Origin of the sequence: Glutamicibacter sp. (assembly GCF_050701915.1) — a bacterium.
Classification (GTDB): domain Bacteria; phylum Actinomycetota; class Actinomycetes; order Actinomycetales; family Micrococcaceae; genus Glutamicibacter.
The window spans coordinates 329,837-353,995 of sequence record NZ_JBOGEG010000001.1 but is presented as its reverse complement, the minus strand read 5'-3'; the positions used below and the strand labels follow the sequence as shown (position 1 = coordinate 353,995).

The 24,159-nt window shown below is 59.7% G+C and carries 20 protein-coding genes; 18 read left to right on the top strand and 2 right to left on the bottom strand.

Going from position 1 to position 24,159, the window contains the following annotated elements:
* Positions 1-11: 11 nt before the first annotated feature.
* The 5 genes from ACRDT3_RS01835 (at position 12) to ACRDT3_RS01815 (ending at position 3,883) form a co-directional block, all read left to right on the top strand.
* Positions 12-275, top strand: a complete 264-nt coding sequence (locus ACRDT3_RS01835) for a phosphoribosyl-ATP diphosphatase (protein WP_038991810.1) — start codon at positions 12-14, stop codon at positions 273-275.
* A gap of 142 nt (positions 276-417) precedes the next feature.
* Positions 418-1,266 carry an ATP phosphoribosyltransferase gene (hisG, locus tag ACRDT3_RS01830; RefSeq protein WP_431491328.1) on the top strand — a complete coding sequence of 283 codons (849 nt, stop codon included), beginning with the start codon at positions 418-420 and terminating at the stop codon, positions 1,264-1,266.
* Between the two features lie 21 nt (positions 1,267-1,287).
* Entirely contained in the window at positions 1,288-2,058 is a 771-nt protein-coding gene (hisF, locus tag ACRDT3_RS01825) for an imidazole glycerol phosphate synthase subunit HisF (RefSeq protein WP_431491327.1), read from the top strand.
* 170 nt (positions 2,059-2,228) lie between these two features.
* A complete protein-coding gene (locus tag ACRDT3_RS01820; protein ID WP_431491326.1) occupies positions 2,229-3,341 on the top strand; it encodes a hypothetical protein in 1,113 nt (370 codons plus the stop codon).
* On the top strand, positions 3,308-3,883 hold the full coding sequence (locus ACRDT3_RS01815; RefSeq protein WP_431491325.1) for a hypothetical protein: 576 nt from the start codon (positions 3,308-3,310) through the stop codon (positions 3,881-3,883). The genes ACRDT3_RS01820 and ACRDT3_RS01815 overlap by 34 nt, the downstream gene beginning before the upstream one ends.
* Before the next feature lie 293 nt (positions 3,884-4,176).
* Here the strand turns inward: ACRDT3_RS01815 and ACRDT3_RS01810 are convergent, their stop codons facing one another.
* Positions 4,177-5,490 carry a site-specific DNA-methyltransferase gene (locus ACRDT3_RS01810; protein ID WP_431491324.1) on the bottom strand — a complete coding sequence of 438 codons (1,314 nt, stop codon included), beginning with the start codon at positions 5,488-5,490 and terminating at the stop codon, positions 4,177-4,179.
* A 165-nt stretch (positions 5,491-5,655) separates the two neighbouring features.
* On the opposite strand from ACRDT3_RS01810, the gene ACRDT3_RS01805 reads away from it, so the two are divergent.
* Genes ACRDT3_RS01805 through ACRDT3_RS01795 form a run of 3 tightly spaced genes read left to right on the top strand, consistent with a single transcriptional unit; the run spans position 5,656 to position 9,494 of the window.
* A complete protein-coding gene (locus ACRDT3_RS01805) occupies positions 5,656-6,510 on the top strand; it encodes a DNA adenine methylase (protein ID WP_431491323.1) in 855 nt (284 codons plus the stop codon).
* A gap of 6 nt (positions 6,511-6,516) precedes the next feature.
* Positions 6,517-8,241, top strand: coding sequence for an AAA family ATPase (locus tag ACRDT3_RS01800; RefSeq protein WP_431491322.1), 1,725 nt, complete (start codon positions 6,517-6,519; stop codon positions 8,239-8,241).
* Positions 8,241-9,494: a 5-methylcytosine restriction system specificity protein McrC gene (locus ACRDT3_RS01795; protein WP_431491321.1), complete on the top strand. Its 1,254-nt coding sequence runs from the start codon at positions 8,241-8,243 to the stop codon at positions 9,492-9,494. The genes ACRDT3_RS01800 and ACRDT3_RS01795 overlap by 1 nt, the downstream gene beginning before the upstream one ends.
* Positions 9,495-9,606: 112 nt before the next feature.
* Here the strand turns inward: ACRDT3_RS01795 and ACRDT3_RS01790 are convergent, their stop codons facing one another.
* Positions 9,607-10,248: a TIGR03085 family metal-binding protein gene (locus ACRDT3_RS01790; RefSeq protein ID WP_431491383.1), complete on the bottom strand. Its 642-nt coding sequence runs from the start codon at positions 10,246-10,248 to the stop codon at positions 9,607-9,609.
* Positions 10,249-10,382: 134 nt separating this feature from the next.
* On the opposite strand from ACRDT3_RS01790, the gene hisI reads away from it, so the two are divergent.
* The 10 genes from hisI to ACRDT3_RS01740 all read left to right on the top strand — a co-directional run bounded on the left by hisI (position 10,383) and on the right by ACRDT3_RS01740 (position 24,149).
* Complete coding sequence (gene hisI, locus ACRDT3_RS01785) at positions 10,383-10,784, top strand: phosphoribosyl-AMP cyclohydrolase (RefSeq protein WP_431491320.1); 402 nt, start codon at positions 10,383-10,385, stop codon at positions 10,782-10,784.
* 103 nt (positions 10,785-10,887) lie between these two features.
* Positions 10,888-12,459, top strand: coding sequence for an anthranilate synthase component I (locus tag ACRDT3_RS01780; protein ID WP_431491319.1), 1,572 nt, complete (start codon positions 10,888-10,890; stop codon positions 12,457-12,459).
* A complete protein-coding gene (locus ACRDT3_RS01775) occupies positions 12,456-13,046 on the top strand; it encodes a Trp biosynthesis-associated membrane protein (RefSeq protein WP_431491318.1) in 591 nt (196 codons plus the stop codon). Before ACRDT3_RS01780 ends, ACRDT3_RS01775 begins: the two co-directional genes overlap by 4 nt.
* 156 nt (positions 13,047-13,202) lie before the next feature.
* The gene (locus tag ACRDT3_RS01770; protein WP_431491317.1) at positions 13,203-13,451 is read left to right on the top strand and encodes an HGxxPAAW family protein; all 249 of its coding nucleotides are present in this window, start codon (positions 13,203-13,205) and stop codon (positions 13,449-13,451) included.
* Position 13,452: 1 nt separating this feature from the next.
* A complete protein-coding gene (trpC, locus tag ACRDT3_RS01765) occupies positions 13,453-14,277 on the top strand; it encodes an indole-3-glycerol phosphate synthase TrpC (RefSeq protein WP_431491316.1) in 825 nt (274 codons plus the stop codon).
* Between the two features lie 110 nt (positions 14,278-14,387).
* Positions 14,388-15,719 carry a tryptophan synthase subunit beta gene (gene trpB, locus ACRDT3_RS01760; protein ID WP_431491315.1) on the top strand — a complete coding sequence of 444 codons (1,332 nt, stop codon included), beginning with the start codon at positions 14,388-14,390 and terminating at the stop codon, positions 15,717-15,719.
* Positions 15,720-16,502: a tryptophan synthase subunit alpha gene (gene trpA / locus ACRDT3_RS01755; RefSeq protein WP_431491314.1), complete on the top strand. Its 783-nt coding sequence runs from the start codon at positions 15,720-15,722 to the stop codon at positions 16,500-16,502.
* A complete protein-coding gene (gene lgt, locus ACRDT3_RS01750; RefSeq protein ID WP_431491313.1) occupies positions 16,502-17,506 on the top strand; it encodes a prolipoprotein diacylglyceryl transferase in 1,005 nt (334 codons plus the stop codon). The genes trpA and lgt overlap by 1 nt, the downstream gene beginning before the upstream one ends.
* 561 nt (positions 17,507-18,067) lie before the next feature.
* The gene (gltB, locus tag ACRDT3_RS01745) at positions 18,068-22,687 is read left to right on the top strand and encodes a glutamate synthase large subunit (protein WP_431491312.1); all 4,620 of its coding nucleotides are present in this window, start codon (positions 18,068-18,070) and stop codon (positions 22,685-22,687) included.
* On the top strand, positions 22,680-24,149 hold the full coding sequence (locus tag ACRDT3_RS01740; RefSeq protein ID WP_431491311.1) for a glutamate synthase subunit beta: 1,470 nt from the start codon (positions 22,680-22,682) through the stop codon (positions 24,147-24,149). Before gltB ends, ACRDT3_RS01740 begins: the two co-directional genes overlap by 8 nt.
* Positions 24,150-24,159 lie beyond the last annotated feature (10 nt).

Here is a 24,159-nt window from a genome sequence, read left to right as displayed (position 1 = left end):
GGATAAGTTCCGTGAAAACTTTTGACGAGCTCTTCAGCGAACTATCGCTCAAGGCACAATCCCGCCCGGAAGGCTCACGTACCGTCACCGAACTCGACTCTGGTGTCCATGGCATCGGAAAGAAGATCGTCGAGGAAGCCGCCGAAGTTTGGATGGCCGCGGAGTACGAAACCGATGAGGCCGCGGCGGAGGAAATCTCCCAGCTGCTGTACCACCTGCAGGTTCTCATGATCGCCAAGGGAATGACCTTGGCCGATGTTTACAAGCATCTATAGCCGTCGCGCGATTGCGGCCTGATCCACTACCGATCAGGCCGCAATCAAAGCACGGCGGCAGAAACAACGGCCAACGAATTAATCCTTGGCGCTTGTTTATGGCTAATCGCCGCAGCGCCATTCATGACGAAATGAGTCAATAATGCTCCGCGTAGCCCTACCCAATAAGGGTGCCCTGTCCGAAATCGCTTCCACCATGTTCAAGGAAGCCGGCTACCTCCAGCGCCGCGATTCACGCGAACTGGTCCTGGTCGATGAGGAAAACCAAGTTGAATTCTTCTACCTGCGTCCCCGTGACATCGCCGTCTATGTCGGCCGAGGAATCCTGGACGTAGGCATCACCGGTCGCGATCTGTACCTCGATGCGGATGTCGACGACGCTGTCGAAGAGCAGCTGTCGCTGGGCATCGGAAAGTCGGCCTTCCGCTTCGCGGCCCCGGTTGGCGCCTTCAACGATGCGCAGCAGCTCAACGGCAAGCGTATTGCCACCAGCTATGACGTGCTGCTGCGCCACTACCTCGAAAAGTCCGGAATCCAGGCTTCGATCGTTCGCCTTGACGGCGCCATCGAGTCCTCGGTCCGGCTGGGTGTAGCCGATGCCATCGCTGATGTTGTAGAAACCGGAAACACCATCAAGGCCGCAGGCATGGAGATCTTCGGCGATCCGATGCTGAAGTCCGAGGCAGTCATGATCGGCCGTGTCGGCCACAAGCCATCCGGACTGGATGTGCTGATTCGCCGCCTGAACGGCGTGCTCGTTGCCCGCCAGTACGTCATGCTCGACTACGACGTGCGCCGCGAGCTTGCCGACAAGGCATGCGAGCTGACCCCAGGCCTGGAATCGCCAACCGTGTCGGACCTTGCTAACTCTGATTGGGTTGCCGTGCGAGCCATGGTCAAGAAGTCGCAGACCAACAACATCATGGACGAGCTGTATGAAGTTGGCGCCCGCGCCATCTTGGTCAGCCAGATCCACGCCTGCCGCATCTAAGTAGACAAGGAAAATTCGCTGATGAGCGTAGCAATTCGTGTTATTCCTTGCCTCGACGTTGATGCCGGACGTGTCGTCAAGGGCGTGAACTTCGCGGGCCTTCGCGATGCTGGCGATCCAGTTGAGCTTGCTCGTCGTTACAACGACGCAGGTGCCGACGAGCTGACCTTCCTGGATGTCACCGCATCCAGCGCGGATCGTGAAACTACCTATGAAGTAGTCCGTCATACCGCAGAAGAAGTGTTCATCCCGCTGACCGTAGGCGGCGGCGTCCGCGCTGCCGAAGACGTCGATCGCCTGCTGCGCAACGGCGCCGACAAGGCCTCGATCAACACCGCAGCGGTGAACCGTCCCGAGGTCATCAACGAGATTACCCAGCGCTTCGGCTCCCAGGTACTCGTGCTGTCCCTCGACGCACGCCGCACCGATGATCCGTCGATCGCATCGGGCTACGAGGTCACGACCCATGGTGGTCGTACCGGCACCGGCATGTGCGCCGTAGCCTGGGCCAAGGAAGCGGCTGATCGAGGCGTGGGGGAGATCTTGCTGAACTCGATCGATGCTGATGGCACCAAGGATGGTTTCGATCTGGAAATGATCCGTGCAGTTCGCGCCGAGGTTTCGGTTCCGCTGATCGCATCGGGTGGTGCAGGAAAGCCTGAGGACTTCCCTCCAGCAATCGAAGCAGGAGCTGATGCAGTTTTGGCCGCATCTATTTTCCACTTCGGTCCAAAGGACATGATCGCTAAGGTCAAGCAAGCAATCCGAGAAGCTGGCTACCCAGTTCGCTAGATTCATCGCGAAAGGCCCAACACCGAACGGTGTTGGGCCTTTCGTTTTTTCGCTTTTATAGAATTGAAATTATCGGAATTTTAAGCTGGCATAGAAGCCGAATACGAAAAATATTTCGTATCGGTTGCATCTTTCCATTGTGAGGAGGAATTACGTAATACAATGATTCTATGGCTAGAGCATACGGATTTAGAGTTTTTGTATTAGAAGCATTTCCAAACAAGATTAAAGATGTAGATCCCTACAATGCATCTCAGGGTTCGCCCGTAATGGAGGAAATTGCTCAGTTGCTGAGCAGATTAGAAGAGAAGGGTACTCATCGCTTCCAGCCCACCACTGATGAGACTGGTAGACCTACGAAGCCAATTGCGACAGCTACGATATATGACCCGGTCATCATTCAGCCTAATCTGATTCATGCACGGATAGCTATTGGCGAAGAAGGTAGTCATATCTCTGCTACTAAACCAGACGAGGAAGCCCGTAGCCTGGAAGGCTGGTCGCCTGAAGCCGCACACGAGGTAACCTTTATTTTTCCTAATGAAATGGGGTCGGAATTCCTACTAGTGACTCAGACCAACCATCGACGGGATCCTCGTTCCCGCCTCACAAGCATGCTAAAAAACGAAAGTATGGTTCTTCGTGAGGAACGCATTGCGAACGACCGGTTAGTGCGCGAGCAGGCGAAGGAAGAAGGTAGAACTGTGCCGAAGAAAAAGACCTTCAAAAGACTCGTATTTACATGTAGACAGGCTTCAGATAATGAATATTTGGATGAGCTATTAGCAAAAGCTGACAAGGCAAGCGTTGTGTTTAAGAGCAAGAAGATGGACGCAGTTGGAAATACGACATACGTTGACCGAGTTCTTCAAATAAAGCTTCGAAATGAGAATATTTCAGAGATCGCTGGACGTGCGAGTAAAAAATGGGTAAAAAGCTGGCGAGCCGGTGAAACGATAACCCCTAAAGAGGCAGTATTAGAACTCGGCGACCTTTTGGAGGAACATGACCTGATTGTAAGCGGTGAAGAACAGCAGTATGAATCTGCAGCAATTAGTCTGCAAGGTAAAACCGATAATGCGACGACTACTATCGCTGCGGATACGATGCGTGACGCTTTTACTTACCCCTTATCAGATTTGCCACCAACCAAAGAAGTGTACTGCAGTCGTGCATTCGATCGAGTACACAGTATCGCTCGCCAAGAAAACATTGAAATTGAACTTGCAGACCCAATTGAGGTGGCAGCATGCTTGACCGAATCAGTCCTCGCCGTGTCCTAAAAGGAGTCTTTTCGGGTCTCAAAAAACGATCGGCCGATGATGAGGAAAAGGCTGATATCTTTACGAGGATCGTTCTATTCGGGTTGCCACTTGCAGTGGCGGGAGCTCTAATATGGGCACAAATCGTCATAAACGAGCCAGAAATAATGCTCGCAGCTGTGGCGTTATTGGTTGGTGCGCTTTTGGCAGGGTTTTCTCAAGTCGCAAGTTGGAGAGAACGAATTCTTGAACGCGGTCGAAAAATTGACGCGGTCCGCGTGAAGTCGTTGAACGAGGCAGGAGCGCTAATATTGATGAGCATACACTCGTCAGTATTAGCATCAATAACAGTTTTCTGTGTCGCCCTCTTGGAGAAAGAGGAATCACCAAGTGAATGGATACATTGGCTAGTTGTCGTGCTAAGCAGCATTGGCCCTGCCGCCTTAGCGTACGTCGCGTTATCGCTTGTTGTCGTTGCGAACCTTCTCTGGGATGGCTTTACAAATGAGCAAGCAGATATGCAGAGGAGAAACCTAAAAGATTTCGATCCTTCCGGTGAGTGACAAAACGATTGCGAAGATCGAAAATCTAGCCATTTTCATATTGAGGGTTGAGAAGACCTGAAAATGAAAATGGGTAGATCTGAAAGTGTAATCGCTCCAGGTATCTTACTACGTTGCTTTCGTAATTAGTCGGCGTTCTTGCAGCACGAGCCAGTCCGGCCGAATACATCGCATACCTTTCCGCGCACAGTGTGATAAAGAAATGAAAAAGGCACAGCACTAACGTATGTCTTCGCTCCGGACACTCAACCATAGAAACTCAGGGTAAAAGGTACGCGATCAATTCGAGGCTATTAGCCCGTTGCTGAAGCCTCATGATGAGTAAGTTCTTTCACTTTTTGTGAAACTGCAGCTGCCGAATTTCCGCGGCCTAAGGATCCAAATCTCGGGATTACTTGTAGTACTTCAAAATAGCCACCGGCCTTCCACGAAGCTTGCTTAGTGACGCCCCCATGATCGCTACCATTCACGACTGCATTTAGTCGAGGAATGGCGAACTCTAGTGCCGTATCAACAATTCGCTCGACAGTGATCCAACGCCGACGCATTTTATGGGAAACGGCCGCAGTGGTACCAGAACCGGCGAATAAATCTACCACGAGGTCACCTGGATTTGTGGAAATATGGATAATTCGTTCCAACAATTCTTCAGGCTTTGGAGTGTCGAAAACTTCTCTTTCAGGAAACAGATCGAGTAGGTGTCGCTTAGCATCGTCATTACTTCCGACGTCTGCTGACCCCCAAACCGTAAAAGGTACTAGCCCTCGAAGCTGATGTGGGAAAAGCTTTAATCGAGGCGAACCAGCTCCATTTTTGGGAAACCAAATTCGGTCGTCTTCCAGGAGACTCTGGAATGTAGGCTCTGTCGCGTACCAACTTCTACCGCGTGGGGGACGCTTGATTTCTCCAGATGGGCTGAGAATATCGTACTGCTGAGCCTTACGGAAGCCCGGTGCAGTGAATGGCGCATCCGTCCATGGTCCACGCGGATCATTGTCACGGTTTTGAAGATTCGCTTCATCCTTGGCAAGGAGATTGCGAGAAGTTTTCCATTTCTTCGGACCAGATGGGGCGTACACGAGGATTGTATCGTGATTCGTTGAAAACGCAGCTCGAGAGTCACGTGTAGTTTTCTTCTGCCATGTTACTGACGCTACAAATGCGCCTTCTCCGAAAATTTCGTCCATGACCATCCGGGCCCGATGAACTTCAGAGTCATCCAAGTGAACCCATACGCTTGAATCCTGAGTTAAATGCGGCTTGATGGCGAGCAAACGATCTTGGAACATTGACAACCACATCGAACGTTTCATGCTATCGCTATATTGGCGAAACGATCCTTGAGTGTTAAACGGTGGATCGATGTAGAGCAGCCTAATTCCGCCTGTGAGTGCATCAGTTTTAGATACTAAGGCGTCTATTGCATCTAGCCCATCTCCGATGATGACAAGGTTGGAATTGGAAGAACCGCAGCTAGATGAGTGGTTTACGAGTTCTGGTGCATTTGAGAGCGTGTGATGTTTCGGATCCACCCATTGATAATCGGTTAGACCGGACGCATAAAGGGTGAGATCCTTGTTTGGCCAACTGATCTGTACATCATTCATCAAAAACACACCTTCAAAGCGAACGTAACGACGGCGGCGATTGCCGTCGGTGGTTCGATAGACTTATTACTCTAATGATCTCACACTAGGGTGAGTGGTCGTTGACAATTGCAGTGGAGGTTTATCATCGGGACGCTAGTGGATAGCACGAGAGAAGCGACGAACTTGGGTTCTCGCGCGCTGGCTAGAAAACCTTTTCTCAAGTGGGTGGGCGGCAAGACAAGATTGTTGCCAAAAATCTTGCCACATGTCCCAGAGGTATTTCGAAATTATCATGAGCCATTCCTCGGCGGTGGGGCCATGTTCTTCGCCTTGCAAGATCGAGTGCAAGGTCGCTCGTTTTTAACCGACTTGAACGAGGACCTGATCGCAGCTTGGACAATGGTGCAGTCAGGGGAGTCAGCTTTTGCTGATCGGTTGGCCTGGTACGCGGAAAATGACTCGAAAGAGTTCTATTACACTGTGCGCTCTTCGTTACCAACAACGCAGGTTGAACGAGCTGCTCGTTTTGTCTATCTGAATCAGACTTCTTGGAATGGTTTATGGCGGACAAACTCAAAGACAGGCGCCATGAATGTGCCGTGGGGAGCTCGTCCGTTCCGGGGCCTTTCAGAGGAAACCCTTGAAAATGTCAAAGCCAGCCTACAATCGGCGGAGATAACTTTCGGTGATTTTCGCGAAGCATGTGCCAAAGTGGAGCCGGGCGATTTTGTATACCTCGATCCACCCTATCTACCCGTCTGGACTAATGCAGATGAAAAAGAGCCGACTTCAAAGTTTAATAAGTACACCTCCAAGGTCTTCGAGCTTCCTGCGTTACAAGAGCTCGCCGAGATTTGCGCTGACTTCACGCGCAGAGATATAAAATGGATTATGTCCAATAGGGATAATGAGGCCGTGCGGTCACTATTTCCCAATGCTGAAGTAATTGGCTTTACCACGCATCGTTCTATCGGTGCGCAAAGCAAGCGTGCGGTAGAGGCTAAACGTTCACCAGAAGCAATCATAATTGGAAAGTAGCGTTAGATGGCTGCACAAGATGTCGAAGCGGTTTGGGTTTGGTATTTCGGAAAATCTGTCCAAAAGGCAACCTATGGACGATTTGACGGGGATAAGACGTATTCAAAAGATTATCTTCAAGTTTCCGGTGACTGCGGAAAGCTCATGGGTAACGTGTTTCACGCTGACGAGCTAGGTAGTCGGATCGACCTTACTCTCAAGTGGTTTGGTGGTGAAGCACCTGGTTTTATTCAACACTCATCTGACCGTTTCCATTTGGCTTGGCTCAAAGGAGACGGTCCTCCGGAAGCTTGGAGGCTGACTGAAACGCCAGATGAAACGAAACCTCGCACCATTCCAGGCAATCCTGACGGTGCGACGCCAGACGAAGCTGATCAGCATCTGGCGGATTATCAACAGCGTGGAATTGATGCGTATTTAGTAGCAGTCAAGCTTCGTAATGAACCGGATGTTGTGCATCTAAGAGCGTATATAAATGATCCTTCGGCCGAACTCTCGTTTGCAAGTACGTCGCTACTGCCAAATGTTATTCAGCAGATACTCGAATCGGCAACTCCCTCTCGCGCCTGTAGCTCTATACAACTAAATGACACCGGGGCGGAGTTAACACCGCAAGTCGCAGGATTGCTTGAAAAGCTTGAGGAGAATCCAAATCTACTGCTGGTTGGCCCTCCAGGCACCGGCAAGTCAGTTCTTTTGGATGAACTGACTAACTATATTGAGAATCCAGGTTCTTCACTGACCTTCGATCCGGATGAAAATCACAATGCATGGACGGTCCAAGGTACGGACGTCGAACCAGGTTTAACACGAACAATCGTTTTGCACCCTGCGTATAGTTACGAGAATCTAGTTCTAGGACTTCTGCCAGTACCAGATCCTTCGGGATCTGTTTCTGTGGAAGTTGTTTCGGGCCCACTTCTGAATTTGGCGCATTTTGCGAGCGGACAAGGCCACCGATCTGTACTTGTACTTGATGAGTTCAACCGTGGAAACGCTTCTGCAATTCTTGGCGATACCTTGGCGCTATTGGACAAGGATAAGCGCGAAAAAAGCTATATTGACCTCCCATATCAGTCGCTAAACATTGAGACTCTGCCAGAGTTCGCTGTACGGGGAAATCGGTCGGTCAATCAACGGTTTACCCTACCCAAGAATTTCTATCTTGTTGCCGCTATGAATAGTAGCGATAGGTCTGTAGCACCGTTAGATGCAGCGCTTAGACGGCGATTTTCTATCATTGAGATGGCACCAGATTATGAATTGTTGTCAAAGCATTTGGGAGCCGACGAACAACCGGATTTTGACTTGTCGATTGAACATTGGACTGTGCCGATGGTCTCATCATTAGCGGTTGCAATTCTAAGGAACCTGAATGACAGGATTACCGCTGTTCTGGGTCGAGATTTCTGTATTGGGCATAGCAATTTTTGGCATGTTAGTGGCGAGACTGTAACAGAGAGGCTTCAATCGATTGCTAATGCTTGGGACCGACGGATCACGCAATCCTTAAAGCTATCCCTTCAAGAGAACGACGAATTATTGGGTGTTATTTTATCGGCAGGTCAATCAGACAAAGCGGTTGACGACAATGAGTCCCAAGCTGCATGGTGGAAGAAGAGCCCGGATGCCCTTGGATCTTTTGGGGCGCCACGGCTGGAATTTAATAACTTATCCGATATGGAGATGAACGAGATCCATATCGAACTAAAACGACTTGCCAATGTCTAATGAAAGTTTTTAATTTTCGTGAACATCAGCCGCAGCTAGTTCCTGTTGAGATAATTCCGAATGTGCTGGAAGCGGTAGGCCGTGTATCAGCAATTTTGCGACCTACATTGAATCAATTCAAAATCATAGGGCGAGAAGTTGAATTTAAAAATATTGTTGGATCGATCGGTTTGGCGAACGGAGACAGGCTAGTCGTTGAGCCGAAAGTCGAGAGTCGCAGTAATTGGGCGGATTCAGTGATCCAACTCTTAGAACATGAAACTCGCATTTCAGTTTCGGGCTCAAGACGCTCTGGCGATTCCCAAATAAGGAATGACTTATCTGAAGCGGTTGGATATGAGTATGCACGCCGACTGCGTCTTGCGCTGAGAAAAGATGGCCCTATCCAGATATATAGGCGCAAAGAATTTGAGTCCACTCGAATTAGTGGACAGCTTTTAGTTGGTAAATGGATGCGTAAGGCTTTCGCTCATCCCTTCACGTTCCCTCAGGTTAAAGACGAGTTAAGTGCGGTTAACCCTTTTACTTATGGCTTGTCGATGGTTGCTCGAATTCTGTCAAGAACTGTTGCAAATAAACATGTCTCCGCCGAACTTCGGGAATTGGCAACACTTGCGGCCCCCGGGCAATCTGCTTCCTTTGCTATAGATCGATCCATCGTGAGCTTGAGATTGCCTTCTCAGTGGTCGGCCTATCAGCCTGCCTGGGACATAGCAAAAGTAGTACTTGAAAATCGCTCGCTGATTAGCGAATCAGGACGAAACTTTGGGCTTGATATTGCCGTTGAGCCTTGGCCCTTACTTGAAACACTGCTCACGCGTTGTTTAGAGGCGTTGGCGCAAATCTCAGATGGCGAATTTGAAGTGCATTCGAAAGCGAAACATCCTTTATTAGCTGATTCACAAAACGTCGTTACGAACGTAATTCCGGATGGATTAATCTTCTTTAGGGGTGCGCCCTTCGCTACGTTTGAAGCAAAGTATACGAAAATGGGCAAGCTTCCCAAGGAAGCGCACGTATATCAAGCGTTGGCAACTGCTGCTGCGTTGAATTCGCCAATTGCGTTCCTCGTATATCCGACAGAGTGCTCAGTGCGAACATTACAGGTGACCGGATTTGCAGGTCGTCCCGTAAAACTCGTGCTCTTAGGCCTTGGTATGTATTCGTATGAACGTTCCCAAGGAGACCTAGATAGGGCTCGGCAGATTTTATCGATTTTGAGTAGTTTGCGTGGGTACGGTGTCGAAAACTAAAGACATTTAGGCGGTTGTTTTACGTTCACGAGTGTTGATGGTCAGTCCTAATTCGTCATCAGTTCCCATAGCATTTACGGTACACCCCAAAATGTGGATAACGCCCGGAGCGCTACATTCCTGGTTTGAAGCCCTTGACGATTTCCAATGCCGTTTCTCCGCCTTCAAACAAGACGAGGCTTTGGTCGATGCGGCCGAAGGAGTACATCATCAGCTCGGTAACTGGTCCGGTAATCGACACCGCGTTCGGAGCCTTCTTGGCAACATGGCGTTGACCATCCGGACGAGTCAAGATGATGCCGATCGGCGCATGCCGGAACAGTACGCGAGTCATGCGAATCAGCGACTGCCAGAGCAGCTCGGTGTATTCGGTATCCAGCACGCGTGGAGCCCACTGCCCGCGGGCACGCCGCACATCTTCGGTGTGGATGAAGAACTCGGAGAGGTTTGCCGACTGGTTGACCTTGTCGATGGCGAACGGCGAGAAGGCTGGCGGACCCGATCGGAAGCTGCGGACCAATCCGGCATAGCCTTCGGGGGTCTGCGCCGCGATCACCATTTGGTTCAGCTTCGCTTCGAGCTTCCTGGAGAGCGGTTTGAAGAACATGCCGGCAGAAAGCAGCGAGCTTTCGCGCAACACAAGGTGAGCGGCGAGATGGCGGGTCTGCCAACCGTCGCAAAGGGTGTCGGCGGTAGGTCCTGCCGCAAGCAGGGTCTCGGCCAACGCAAGTCTGGAAGCCTGAACTAAGTGCATCACCTCTGAAACTAGCACGCTCCAAGTGACTAATTGTGCAAGGTGAAAGAGGTGTCGCCAAGACGGCGTGGCGCGTCGACGAGCGGTACGTCACAGGTCTCTGGATTCCGCGGAAAACCAGTATGCTAAAGGGGATGTCTACTTCTAACGACGGCTCGAATTCGAGCCCTGAATCCCACAGCCTCGACCCGGCTATCGCCCGGCGCCTCAAGCGAGATGCCAATGGCCTGTTCGCTGCCATCGCGCAGCAGCACGACTCCGGGAAAGTCTTGATGCTCGGCTGGATGGACGATGAAGCGTTGCACCGCACGCTGACCACTGGCCGTGTCACCTTCTATTCCCGTTCCCGCCAAGAATACTGGCGCAAGGGCGACACCTCCGGCCACTACCAGTTCGTGAAGTCCGTTGCCCTTGATTGCGATGGCGACGCGCTGCTGGTGCAGGTCGACCAGGTAGGCGCCGCCTGCCACACCGGCACCGAATCCTGCTTCACCGATCGTGAATTGCCGGCCGTCGTGGGCAACCGCCCCGAGTAGAACTTCCGAAGCACCGGCACACGCGGTTGGCTAGCGCCGCGAATGCCGCGCCCAGCTGCGCGTCGCAGCACGCGCTCGAAGAATACGTAGAAGAAGAACACTGATGAAAACCCTTGGCAAGATTTCCCCGTCCCGCGAGTCCTTCCGCGCCATGGCCGCGAACCGTCGTGTCATCCCCGTGACCATCACCGTGCTGGCTGACTCGCTCACGCCCATCGGCCTCTACCGCACCCTGGCGCAGGGCCGCCCTGGCACCTTCCTGATGGAATCGGCTGCCCCGGGCGGCGTCTGGAGCCGCTACTCCTTCATCGGGGTGAACTCCCCGGCAACGCTGAGCACCCGCGGTTCAGAAGCCTACTGGCAGGGCCATGCGCCAGCTGGCCTGCCCACCGGCGGCGCGGGCGTGGAGGTATTGCGCGACACCGTGCGCGCGCTGAAGACCGAACCCGTTCCCGGCATGCCGCCACTGACCGGCGGCATGGTCGGCTTCATCGGCTGGGAATGCGTGCGCCACTGGGAGAAGCTGCCCAACCCTCCGGCGGACGATCTGAACCTGCCCGAGCTGAGCATGAACCTGGTCGCCGACATGGCCGCCCATGATGCGGCCGAAGGCACCGTCACGCTGATCGCCAACGCGATCAACTTCGATGGCAGCGACGAGAACATCGACGAGGCCTACGACGGTGCCGTCACCCGCCTGCAGGCGATGCTCGACCAGCTCTCGGTGCCGGTGGATTCGGCCGCGGCGGTGCTCACCGGTACCGATGTGCCGCGCGAAACCCTGATGGAAGCTGTCACCCACTCCTGGGAAGAGAACGAGTACCTCAAGGCGCTGGCCAAGTCCAAGACCGCGATCGTGGACGGCGAGGTCTTCCAGATCGTCGTCTCGCGCCGTTTCGAGCTGGAAACCCAGGCTGACGCGCTGGATGTCTACCGCGTGCTGCGTGCGACCAATCCGAGCCCGTACATGTACTTGTTCAACTTCGTCAACGAGGACGGCGAACCATTCGAGATCGTCGGCTCCTCGCCCGAAGCGCTGGTCACCGTCAACGATTCGCACGTGGTCACCCACCCGATCGCCGGTTCCCGCCCGCGGGGGGCGAACTACGAGGATGACCAGCTGCACGAGAAGTCGCTGCTCAACGACGAGAAGGAACGCGCCGAGCACCTGATGCTGGTTGACCTTTCGCGCAACGACCTCTCGCGGGTCTGCAAGGCCGGCACCGTGGAAGTCACCCAGTTCATGGAGGTCGAGCGCTTCAGCCACATCATGCACCTGGTCTCCAACGTGGTCGGCAAGACCCGCGACGATGTGGACGCCTACGACGTGCTCGCCGCGACCTTCCCGGCCGGCACGCTTTCCGGAGCCCCGAAGCCCCGCGCCCTGCAGCTGCTGGACGAGTACGAACCGTACCGCCGCGGCATCTACGGCGGTGTGGTCGGCTACCTGGACTTCGCCGGCGACATGGACATGGCCATCGCGATCCGCTCCGCCCTGCTCAAGGGGGAACGCGCCTACGTGCAAGCCGGCGGCGGCATCGTGAACGACTCGAAGTTCGCCGATGAGGCACTGGAAACCGTGAACAAGGCAGCCGCCCCGCTGCGCGCCGTCTGGGCTGCGCAGTCGATGCGTGCGGCCCACAACATCAACACCGAATCAGGTGAAACGAAGTGAAGAAATTGACCAGCGCCCGCACCCTCGCCCTCTTCGGCATGGCCGGGGCACTGATCGGCCTCTGGTCGGCCACCCGCACATGGATCACCGTCGATGTGGCTTCCAGCTCCGTGCAGATCCCGCAGATCGTCATCGACGGCGCAACCGCAGCCGCCTCGGTCACCGCGGTCTCCGTGGTGGTGCTGGCCGGTTCGCTGGCGCTGCTGATCGCCGGGAAGATCGCCCGCTACATCATTGCAGCGATCTGCCTGCTCGCCGGTGCCACCGTGGTTGCCGCCGGCGTCGGGGCGCTGCGCGATCCGCAGGCCGTGGCTTCCACCGCCGTGGCCGAAGCTACCGGCCTGGCCCAGAACGTTGGCGAGTACACCCTCAGCGCGTGGCCAGCGGTCGCGGTGTTCGCCGGCGTGCTGATGGCGCTCCAAGCCGTGCTGGTGCTCGTCTTCGCTGGCCGCTGGCCGGCCAAGGCCAGCAAGTACGATCGGCAAGCGGCCAAGGCCAGTGCGGAGCCCAAGGACCAGTCCTCGCGCAACATCGCCAGCTGGGAGCAGCTCTCGGACGGCGAAGACCCGACGGCTGGCGGGAAATAACCCGAGCGGATCGTGATTCGCACCACCGGCGCGAAACGAAGGCTTCCGGAATAGGAGGTTCTCGCGCGCAGGTGGCAGAATGGAACCTGAAGACCAACGTCCCGGGCAGCAACGCCCTGCCGGGACGCAGCATCACAACATGAGGAGACATCGAACATGTCGCAGAACACCGAGCTCGATCCGGTATACACCGAAGAGATTGGCCACGGTAACTCCATCGCAGCGTGGGCCTGCGTACTGACCATGATTGTCGGTTCAATCGTGGCCGGCATCGCTTTCGCCTACTTCGCCTGGTCCATCGTCTGGGTCGGCTGCGGCATCATGGTGGTCGGCCTGCTCCTGGGCTGGATCCTGAAGGCGGCCGGTTTCGGTGTGGGCGGCGCTCGCAGCGGGGCATCGCACTAAATTGACTGTTCTTGATGACATCATCGCGGGCGTCCGGGAAGACCTGGGCGCCCGTCGCGCAATCACCAGCCTGGAAGCGATCAAGCAGGCCGCGGCAGCAGCTGCTCCTGCGCGCGATGCTTTCGCCGCGCTCGGTGGCCACGCCGACCAGGCCGCCCGAGACACCACGCTGCGTGTCATCTCCGAGGTAAAGCGCAAGTCCCCGTCCAAGGGCGCACTGGCCGATATCCCGGAGCCTGCCGCATTGGCCGCCGAATACGAGGCCGGTGGGGCCTCGGTGATTTCCGTGCTGACCGAAGCCCGCCGCTTCGGCGGTTCGCTCCAGGATCTGGATGCGGTGCGTGCCGCCGTGCAGATTCCGGTGCTGCGCAAGGATTTCACGGTCGACGAGTACCAGATCTACGAAGCCCGCGCGCACGGCGCTGACCTCGTGTTGCTCATTGTTGCGGCGCTGAATGATGAATTGCTGGCATCTTTCCTAGAATTGACTCACCAGCTGGGAATGAACGCCCTAGTGGAGGCCCATACCGAGGAAGAAATCGCCCGCGCCATCAAGGCCGGAGCGAAGATCATCGGTGTGAATGTGCGCAACCTGAAGACGCTGGACGTCGATCCAGCCACCTTCGGCAAGCTCGCCCCGCTGCTGCCGGCCCAGGCAGTGATCGTCGCCGAGTCCGGTGTGGAATCCACCGAGCAGGTCGCCCAATATGGCGCGGCCGGCGCCGACGCGATCCTGGTGGGCGAGGCGCTGGTGAAGCATGCCGATCCGCGCGCTTCGGTCGCCGCGTTCATCAAAGCCGGTACCGACGCCAAGCCGCAGCGCTAGCCGCGCACGGCGGCGAAGGACCCAGAACTGCAATTCGTGCCCCGCAGGAGTTTCCGGCGGGGCACGAGACTTACCACGAATCAAGCTTCGTACGAGAAAAGAGGGAATCGATGAGCACTCCGGAAAACTCCGAGCACAGCCAGTCGATCGATGCACAGTCGTTAAGGCACGCAAGCGGCCCGTACTTTGGTGCGTACGGCGGACGATGGATGCCCGAGTCCCTCATGGCCGCCATGGACGAGCTGAACGAGACCTTCGAAGCGGCCAAGAACGACCCCGAGTTCATCGCCCAGGTCAAGGACCTGAACAAGAACTACTCCGGGCGCCCCTCGCTGCTCACCGAAGCCAAGCGCTTCTCGCAGCAGTACTGCGGCGGGGTGCGGATCTTCCTCAAGCGCGAGGACCTGAACCACACCGGCAGCCACAAGATCAACAACGTGCTCGGCCAGGCGCTGCTGGCCAAGCGCATGGGCAAGACCCGCATCATCGCCGAGACCGGCGCCGGCCAGCACGGCGTCGCCTCGGCTACCGCCGCGGCCCTGATGGGCCTGGAGTGCGTGGTCTACATGGGCGCCGAAGACACTCGCCGCCAGGCGCTGAACGTTGCCCGGATGCGCCTGCTCGGCGCCACCGTCATCCCGGTGACCGTTGGCTCGCAGACGCTGAAGGACGCGATCAACGAAGCCCTGCGCGACTGGGTCGCCAACGTGGATAACACCCACTACCTGCTGGGCACCGCCGCCGGCGGCGCACCGTTCCCGGCCATGGTCCGCTACTTCCACGAGGTCATCGGCGACGAGGCCCGCGAGCAGATCCTGGCCCAGGCCGGCCGCCTTCCCGACGCGGTGACCGCGTGCATCGGCGGCGGATCGAACGCGATCGGCATCTTCCACGGCTTCCTCGATGACCCGTCGGTTCAGATCTACGGCTACGAGGCCGGCGGCGACGGCGTGGATACCGACCGCCACGCCGCGACCATCACCCTGGGCCGCCCGGGCGTGCTGCACGGCGCGAAGTCCTACCTGATGCAGGACGAAGACGGGCAGACCGTCGAATCGCACTCCATCTCCGCGGGCCTGGACTACCCGGGCGTCGGCCCGGAGCACGCCTACCTGGCCGACATCGGCCGCGTGCACTACGAACCGGTCACCGACACCGAGGCCATGGACGCGTTCAAGGCCCTGTGCCGCACCGAGGGCATCCTGCCGGCGATCGAGTCCGCGCACGCCCTGGCCGGCACCATCCGCCTGGCCGCGCGCAAGATCGCCGAAGGTGCGGTCCCGGAAGAGACCATCATCATCGCGAACCTCTCGGGCCGCGGGGACAAGGACGTGGGCACCGCTGCCGCCTGGTTCAACATGATCGACGAAAAGGACGCCGAGGCCGAAATCAACGCGGCCAACGCGCAGAACTCCGGCCCGCAGAATTCCGAGGAGAAGTAGATGACCCGCGTGACCAGCGCCCAGAAGATCGCCGCAGCCCGCGCCGAGGGCCGCCCGGCCCTCATCGGCTACCTGCCTGCCGGCTTCCCAGACGTCGCCACCAGCATCGAGGCCGCCGTGGCGCTGGCCGAGAACGGCGTGGATGTCATCGAGATCGGCATCCCGTACTCCGACCCGGTCATGGACGGTTCGGTGATCCAGGAAGCGACCGTGCAGGCACTGGCCAACGGCTTCAAGGTCCCGCAGATCTTCGACATCGTGCGCGGCATTACCGAACGCACCGACGCGGCCGTGATGGTCATGACCTACTGGAACCCGGTCTTGCGCCTGGGCGTGGACGAGTTCTCCCGGCGCTTCGCAGAAGCCGGCGGCGCCGGCCTGATCACCCCGGACCTGGTGCCCGATGAGGCCGCCGAATGGCTGGAGGCCAGCGAGAAGCACGGCCTGGAGCGCGTGTTCCTCATCGCCCCCTCGTCCACCGAAGCCCGGGTGCATCGCACCGTGGATGCTTCCTCCGGGTTCGTCTACTGCGTGTCGCTGATGGGCGTCACCGGTGCGCGCACCGAGGTGTCCTCCGCCGCGCAGGCAGTGGTCGACGCCGCCCACAACGCCGGCGCCGAAAATGCCTGCGTGGGCCTGGGCGTCTCCCGCCGCGAGCATGTGGAAGAAATCGGCGCCTACGCCGACGGGGTGATCGTCGGCACTGCGCTGGTAGCCGCGCTGCGTGACGGGGGAGTGCCGGCCGTGGGCGCCCTGGCCGCCGAACTGAGCGGACGGGCCTGATGGCCTTCGCCGCACAGCTGGCGCTTGCCCTGCCCGCCTCCATCCCTTCGCCGCCGCCGGAGTTCGCGAAGATCTCGATCGGCCCGCTGACCATCCACGCCTACGCGCTGTGCATCCTCGCCGGGATCCTGATCGCCCTGTGGCTGACCAACAAGCGGCTGGGAGCCCGCGGCGGCAACTCCGATATGCTCTGGGACATCGCCATCTGGACGATCCCCTTCGGCATCATCGGCGGACGCCTCTACCACGTGCTGATCACCGACCCGATGTACTACTTCGGGCTCGGCGGGCAAACCGCGCACCTGGCCGAGATCCCGCAGATCTGGCTCGGCGGTCTGGGCATCATGGGTGCGGTTTCGCTCGGCGCACTCGGGGCGTGGATCGGTTGCCGGAAATCCGGCATCCGGCTCTCGGCCTTCGTCGACGCGGCCGTGCCCGGCCTGCTGCTGGCGCAGGCGGCCGGGCGCTGGGGCAACTGGTTCAACCAGGAGCTGTTCGGCGCGCCGACCGACTTGCCATGGGGCTTGGAGATCGACGCGGACAGCTACAACTTCCCGGCCGGGCTGCCCGCGGACACGCTCTTCCACCCGACCTTCCTGTACGAGTCGCTGTGGAATGTCCTGGGTGCCTTCGTGCTGATCGCGCTGGACCGGAAGTTCAAGCTGCGCCGCGGCGCGCTGTTCTGCTGCTACATGATCTGGTACGGCATCGGCCGCACCTTCACCGAATCGCTGCGCCTGGACCCGGCTGAAATCATCGCCCTCGGGCCGCTGGCCCTGCGCGTGCACCAGTGGCTGGCGATCGGCATCGCCATCGCCGGCATCCTCGCGCTGGTACTGGTGCTGGGCAAGCTGCGCAACCAGCAGGCCGATCCGTTCTACCTGCCAGGCAAGTCCCCGGCGCAGCCGGTCCCGGCAGATAGCGCCAAGCCCGCGACGGACTGCCCGGCGGACGCCAGCTCAGATCCGGGCACCGGCTCCGATCCGGACGCCGACGGCAAATAAATCCATAGCCCCATCCGGTGGCCGGCAAGCATCCACGCTTGCCGGCCACCGGTGGTTTAACCTGTTCCTGCAGCAATCCAGATCCGCGTTCATGACGCGCCATGGGCCGAGTATGGCGAAAAAGTGCGGAAATTTTGGGCAGTTTTCCACCCCTGTGCGCAACATGCTCGAAACATTGGGCGGCTGGAAAAACCGGCTGGCAAAACCGGTTTTCGAGAACTTCACCCGCAAAAAACCGCTTTTTCAGGGTAACCACCGACAAAAGTTTTTAACATTTCTGAAACACAAGCACGCGCATGGGAGAAACAAAACCTGCGTAGCGTGTGATCCACGCACCAAACTGGTCGATCGACCCCTGGAAAGACCAGCTGGTGCAGCACCACAACGAGGTGGGAAATGTTCGTCCCCGAAACCTCGATGCGCAAGCAGACCCCGCTTAGCACTGTCGAAAAGTTTCAGCCAGATGAAACATCCAGGCGGCCGGAAGCCCTTGCGAAGAATAAGCCCTTTACCGGGGGCTGCCGCGCGCCTATCCTGCATGAACCACAGAAAGGCACGCTCATGAGCATGACCGGAGTCCAGATGAACGCCTCGCCAGGTTTTGGCGAGGAGGTCCCCTCGCCCTACACCCGTTTTTCCGCGCTGCCTGGCGCGCAGGGTCTGTACGATCCAGCGGCCGAAAAGGATGCCTGCGGTCTGGCGATGATTGCGTCCCTGAAGAATGATGCCAGCCACGACATCGTCGCCCACGCGCTGACCGCCCTGCGCCGGCTCGAGCACCGCGGCGCCATCGGCGCCGATGAAGGCACCGGCGACGGCGCTGGCATCCTGCTGCACCTGCCCGACGCATTCCTGCGCAGCGTCACCGCATTCGATCTTCCCGCCGCCGGCTCCTACGCCGTGGGCATGGGCTTCCTCCCGGCCGACGCCGGCGAACGCGCCTTCGCCCAAGAAGAGCTGGAAACCATGGCCGCCGAGGAAAACCTGGCCGTGCTCGGCTGGCGCGAGGTACCGGTTGATTCCGACGTGCTCGGCGCCTCGGCCCGCAAGGTGATGCCCTACATCACCCAGATCTTCATCGGCGCCCACGCTGGCGCCCCGGCCGCCACCAGCCGCGAGCTGGACGCCGCCGCCTGGCGCATCCGCCGCCGCGCGCACAACAAGATGGGCGTGTACTTCGCCTCGTTCTCCTCGCAGTCCATCGTCTACAAGGGCATGGTCTCCACCGCGCAGCTCGAGCCGTTCTACCCGGATCTGTCCGACACCCGCTTCACCAGCCGCTGCGCGATCGTGCACTCGCGCTTTTCCACCAACACCTTCCCGTCGTGGCCGCTGGCCCAGCCTTTCCGCACCATCGCGCACAACGGCGAGATCAACACCGTCAAGGGCAACCGCAACTGGATGCGCGCCCGCCAGTCGACCCTGGAATCCGAGCTGCTCGGCGAGGTGCCTGAGGAACTGTTCCCGATCTGCACCGCCGGAGCCTCGGACTCCGCATCTTTCGACGAGGTCGCCGAAATGCTCATGCTCTCGGGACGCAACGTCACCGAGACCATCATGATGATGATCCCGCAGCCGTGGGAAAACGACGACCAGATGGACGCGGACCTGCGCGCCTTCTACCAGTACCAGTCCATGCTCATCGAGCCATGGGATGGTCCTGCCGCCGTCTGCTTCACCGATGGCACGATGGCCGGCGCGGTGCTGGACCGCAATGGCCTGCGCCCCGCCCGCTGGTGGGTCACCGACGACGGCCTGGTGGTCCTGGCCAGCGAGGTCGGCGTGATCGACGTCGACGAAGAGCACATCGTGAAGAAGGGCCGTGTCGCCCCGGGCAAGATGTTCGCCGTGGACCTGGCCGGCCAGCGCATCGTCGAAGATGCCGAGATCAAGGCCGAAGTAGCCGCCGCCAAGCCATGGCGCGAATGGGTTTCGCAGAACCTGAAGACCCTGGCCGATTTCCCGGACCTGGAGCACGTGCGCCACAACCCGGCTTCCGTGGCCCTGCGCCAGTTGACCTTCGGCTACACCACCGAGGAGCTGCGTGTGCTGCTGGCCCCGATGGCCGCTACCGGCGCTGAACCGCTGGCCGCCATGGGCACCGACACCCCGATCGCCGCCCTGGCTGACCGGGCGCGCCTGCTGTTCGACTACTTCACCCAGTCCTTCGCCCAGGTCACCAACCCGCCGCTGGATGCGATCCGCGAAGAGCTGGTCACCTCCATGGGCACCGCGATCGGCCCCGACGGCAACCTGCTGTCCCTGGACCGTGTCCCGCAGACCCAGATCGCGCTGGACTACCCGGTGCTGACCAACGACCAGCTGGCCAAGATCGTGCACCTGCGCGACGAGTCCGGCTCCAAGTACTCGCTGAAGGTGCGCGGCCTGTACCGCCCGGCCGGCGGCGAATCCGAGCTGCGCGCCCGCCTGCAGGAGATCTGCGAGAAGGTTTCCGCCGCGGTGAACCGCGGGGTGCGCTACATCGTGCTCTCGGACCGCGATTCCTCCGCTGCCTGGGCCCCGATCCCGTCGCTGCTGCTGACCTCCGCGGTGCACCACCACCTGCTCAAGAGCTCGAACCGCACCCGCGTATCGCTGATCATCGAGTCCGGCGACGCCCGCGAAGTGCACCACATCGCCCTGCTCATCGGCTACGGCGCCAGCGCCATCAACCCCTACCTCGCCCTGGAATCGGTCGAGCAGATGGCAGAAAACGGCGAGCTGCCCGGCGTGGACGGGCACAAGGCCAGCAGCAACCTGATCAAGGCGCTGGGCAAGGGGGTGCTGAAGATCATGTCCAAGATGGGCATCTCCACGGTCTCCAGCTACTGCGGCGCGCAGACCTTCGAGGCCGTGGGCCTGTCCCAGCGCGTGGTCGACCAGTACTTCACCGGCACCGCCACCAAGCTCTCGGGCATCGAGCTGGATGTGGTGGCCGCCGAGGCCGCCGCCCGCCACGCCCGCGCCTACCCGGAGATCGACGGCGGCGCCCAGCCGCTGGAACTGGAAACCGGGGGAGAGTACCAGTGGCGCCGCGAAGGCCCGCCGCACCTGTTCAACCCGGAAACCGTCTTCCGCCTGCAGCACTCCACCCGCACCCGCCGCTACGACGTGTTCAAGGAGTACACCAAGGCCGTCGACGACCAGGCCGCACAGCTCAAGACCCTGCGCGGGCTGCTGAAGTTCAAGACCGAGGGCATCACCCCGATCGGCATCGACGAGGTGGAGCCGGTCAGCTCGATCGTGAAGCGCTTCGCCACCGGCGCGATGAGCTACGGCTCGATCTCGGCCGAAGCCCACGAAACCCTGGCCATCGCGATGAACCAGCTGGGCGCCAAGTCCAACACCGGCGAAGGCGGCGAGGATCCGGAGCGGCTGCTCGATCCGGTGCGCCGCAGCGCGGTCAAGCAGATCGCCTCGGGCCGCTTCGGGGTGACCAGCTTGTACCTGACCAACGCCGATGACATCCAGATCAAGATGGCCCAGGGCGCCAAGCCCGGCGAGGGCGGCCAGCTGATGAGCGCCAAGCTCTACCCGTGGATCGCCAAGACCCGCCACTCCACCCCGGGCGTCGGGCTGATCTCCCCGCCGCCGCACCACGACATCTACTCGATCGAGGACCTGGCCCAGCTGATCCACGACGCGAAGTGCGCCAACCCGTCCGCCCGCGTGCACGTGAAGCTGGTCTCCGAGTCCGGCATCGGCACCGTCGCGGCCGGCGTGGCCAAGGCCAAGGCCGACGTCGTGCTGATTTCCGGGCACGATGGCGGCACCGGCGCCTCGCCGATGAATTCGCTGAAGCATGCCGGCACCCCGTGGGAAATCGGCCTGGCCGAAGCGCAGCAGACGCTGATCCTCAACGGGTTGCGCGACCGCGTCACCGTGCAGGTGGACGGCCAGCTGAAGACCGGGCGCGACGTGCTGATCGGCGCCCTGCTGGGCGCCGAGGAATTCGGCTTCGCCACCGCCCCGCTGGTGGTCTCCGGCTGCATCATGATGCGCGTGTGCCACCTGGACACCTGCCCGGTGGGCGTGGCCACGCAGAACCCCGCGCTGCGCGAACGCTTCACCGGCAAAGCCGAATTCGTGGTGAACTTCTTCGAATTCATCGCGCAGGAAGTGCGCGAACTGCTCGCCTCGCTGGGGGCGCGCACCCTGGATGAGGTGATCGGCAAGGTCGAACTGCTCCAGGCCGATTCCACCCAGTTCGCCGCCCACGAAAAGGTGGCGGGGCTGGCCCTGGAAGCGATCACCCACGTGCCCGGCATCGAGCTGGCGGCGCGCCGCCGCCGCATCGGCCAGGACCACGGGCTGGACACTCACCTGGACCAGCAGCTGCTCGCCGCGGCCGGACCGGCGCTGGCTGACCGCCTGCCGGTCAGCATCGACGCGAGGATCGTGAATACCGACCGCTCCACCGGCACGCTGCTGGGCCACCACGTGACCAAGACCTTCGGGCTGCAGACCCTGGAGCGGGACACCATCAAGGTGAACCTCTCCGGCCGCGCCGGCCAGTCGCTGGGCGCCTTCCTTCCCGAGGGCATTACGCTCAAGCTCTCGGGCGACGCGAATGACTACGTCGGCAAGGGATTGTCCGGCGGCCGGATCGCGATCCACCCGCCACGGACCACCCTGTCCAAGCCCGAAGAGCAGGTCATTGCCGGCAACGTGGTCGGCTACGGCGCCACCAGCGGCGAGCTGTTCATCAACGGCATGGTCGGCGAACGCTTCGCGGTACGCAACTCCGGGGCCACGATCGTGACCGAAGGGATCGGCGAGCACGGCTGCGAGTACATGACCGGGGGGCAGGTGCTGGTCCTGGGGGCCACCGGCCGCAACTTCGGCGCCGGGTTCTCCGGCGGCGTGGCCTGGGTGCTGGACTTCGATGAAGCCAAGCTGAACCCGCTGGCTGCCGAGCAGTCGGACCTGCTGGTTGCGCCGATCACCGACGCGGAAGCCGAACGCATCCACGAGCTGCTCACCGAGCACATCGCATTGACCGCATCCCCGCTGGCCGCACGCCTGCTGCTGGACTGGGATGGAACCCGCAGCCGGCTGACCAGCATCACCCCGCGCGACTTCGCCGCCGTGCAGCAGCTGCGCAGCGACGCGGTAGCCAACGGGCAGAACCCGGATTCGCCGCAGGTATGGAACAAGATTTTGGAGGTGACCCGTGGCTGATCCACGTGGATTCCTGAAGGTGACCGAACGCGTCACCCAGCCCAAGCGCCCGGTACCGGTGCGCCTGATGGACTACAAGGAGGTTGTCGAACGCCAGAAGTCCGGCACCCTGGAGGAACAGGCCGGCCGCTGCATGGACTGCGGCGTCCCGTTCTGCCACTCCGGATGCCCGCTGGGCAACCTGATCCCGGAGTTCAACGATCTGGCCTACAGGGGCCGGATGGATGATGCGGCCGCCCGCCTGCTAAGCACCAACAACTTCCCGGAGCTCACCGGCAAGCTGTGCCCGGCCCCGTGCGAGGCCTCCTGCGTGCTGGGCATCAACCAGCCTGCGGTGACCATCAAGCAGGTCGAAGCTGAACTCGCTGGCCACCTGATGGACGCCGGCGACTTCGTGCCGCAGCCTCCGGCCCGCCACACCGAGCACCGCGTGGCGATCGTCGGTTCAGGGCCGGCCGGATTGGCCGCAGCCCAGCAGCTGACCCGTGCCGGGCACACCGTGGCCGTCTACGAGCGCGACGAAGCCATCGGCGGCCTGCTGCGCTTCGGCATCCCGGACTTCAAGCTGGAGAAGCAGGTCATCGACCGCCGCCTGGCGCAGATGGAAGCCGAAGGGACGATCTTCCGCACCGGCATCGAGATCGGCAAGGACATCTCCTGGAAGCAGCTGCGCCGCGACTACGACGCGGTCATCGTCGCTACCGGCGCCACCGTGCCGCGCGAGCTGCCGGTACCGGGCAACAAGCTCGACGGCGTGCACCATGCCATGGAGTTCCTCACCGAGAGCAACCGCGTGGTCGCCGGCCAGCTCGATGCCCCGCGCATCGACGCGGCGGGCAAGCACGTGATCGTGCTGGGTGGCGGCGACACCGGTTCGGACTGCATCGGCACCGCCCTGCGCCAGGGAGCCGCGAGCGTCACCACGCTGGCCATCGGCCAGCAGCCGGGCACCGAGCGCCGTGAAGACCAGCCGTGGCCGATGATGCCGGTGCTATTCGAGGTGCAGACCTCCCATGAGGAAGGCGGCGAGCGAACCTACCTGGCTTCGACCGTCAACTTCATCTCCGGCGAGGGAACTGAGCAAAACAAGGTGATCGGTGTTACAGTTGCAGAGACAGAATTTGTTGCTGGCAAGCGCCTCCCGAAGCCTGGAACCGAACGCGTAATCAAAGCGGATCTGGTTCTGCTTGCCCTCGGGTTCACCGGTCCGGAAGTTTCCGGATTGGACGAACAGGTCAGTATCGAATTCGACAACCGGGGCAACGTCGCCCGAGATGGCTACTACATGACGAACACCGAATCGGTATTCGTCGCCGGAGACGCCGGTCGGGGACAGTCGCTGATCGTGTGGGCTATCGCCGAAGGACGCGCTTGCGCGGCCGCGGTCGACAAGTTCCTCATGGGTTCGACTACCCTTCCTGCACCGGTTGCTCCAACCGATAGGGCCATCAGCATCATTTGAGTGACATAGG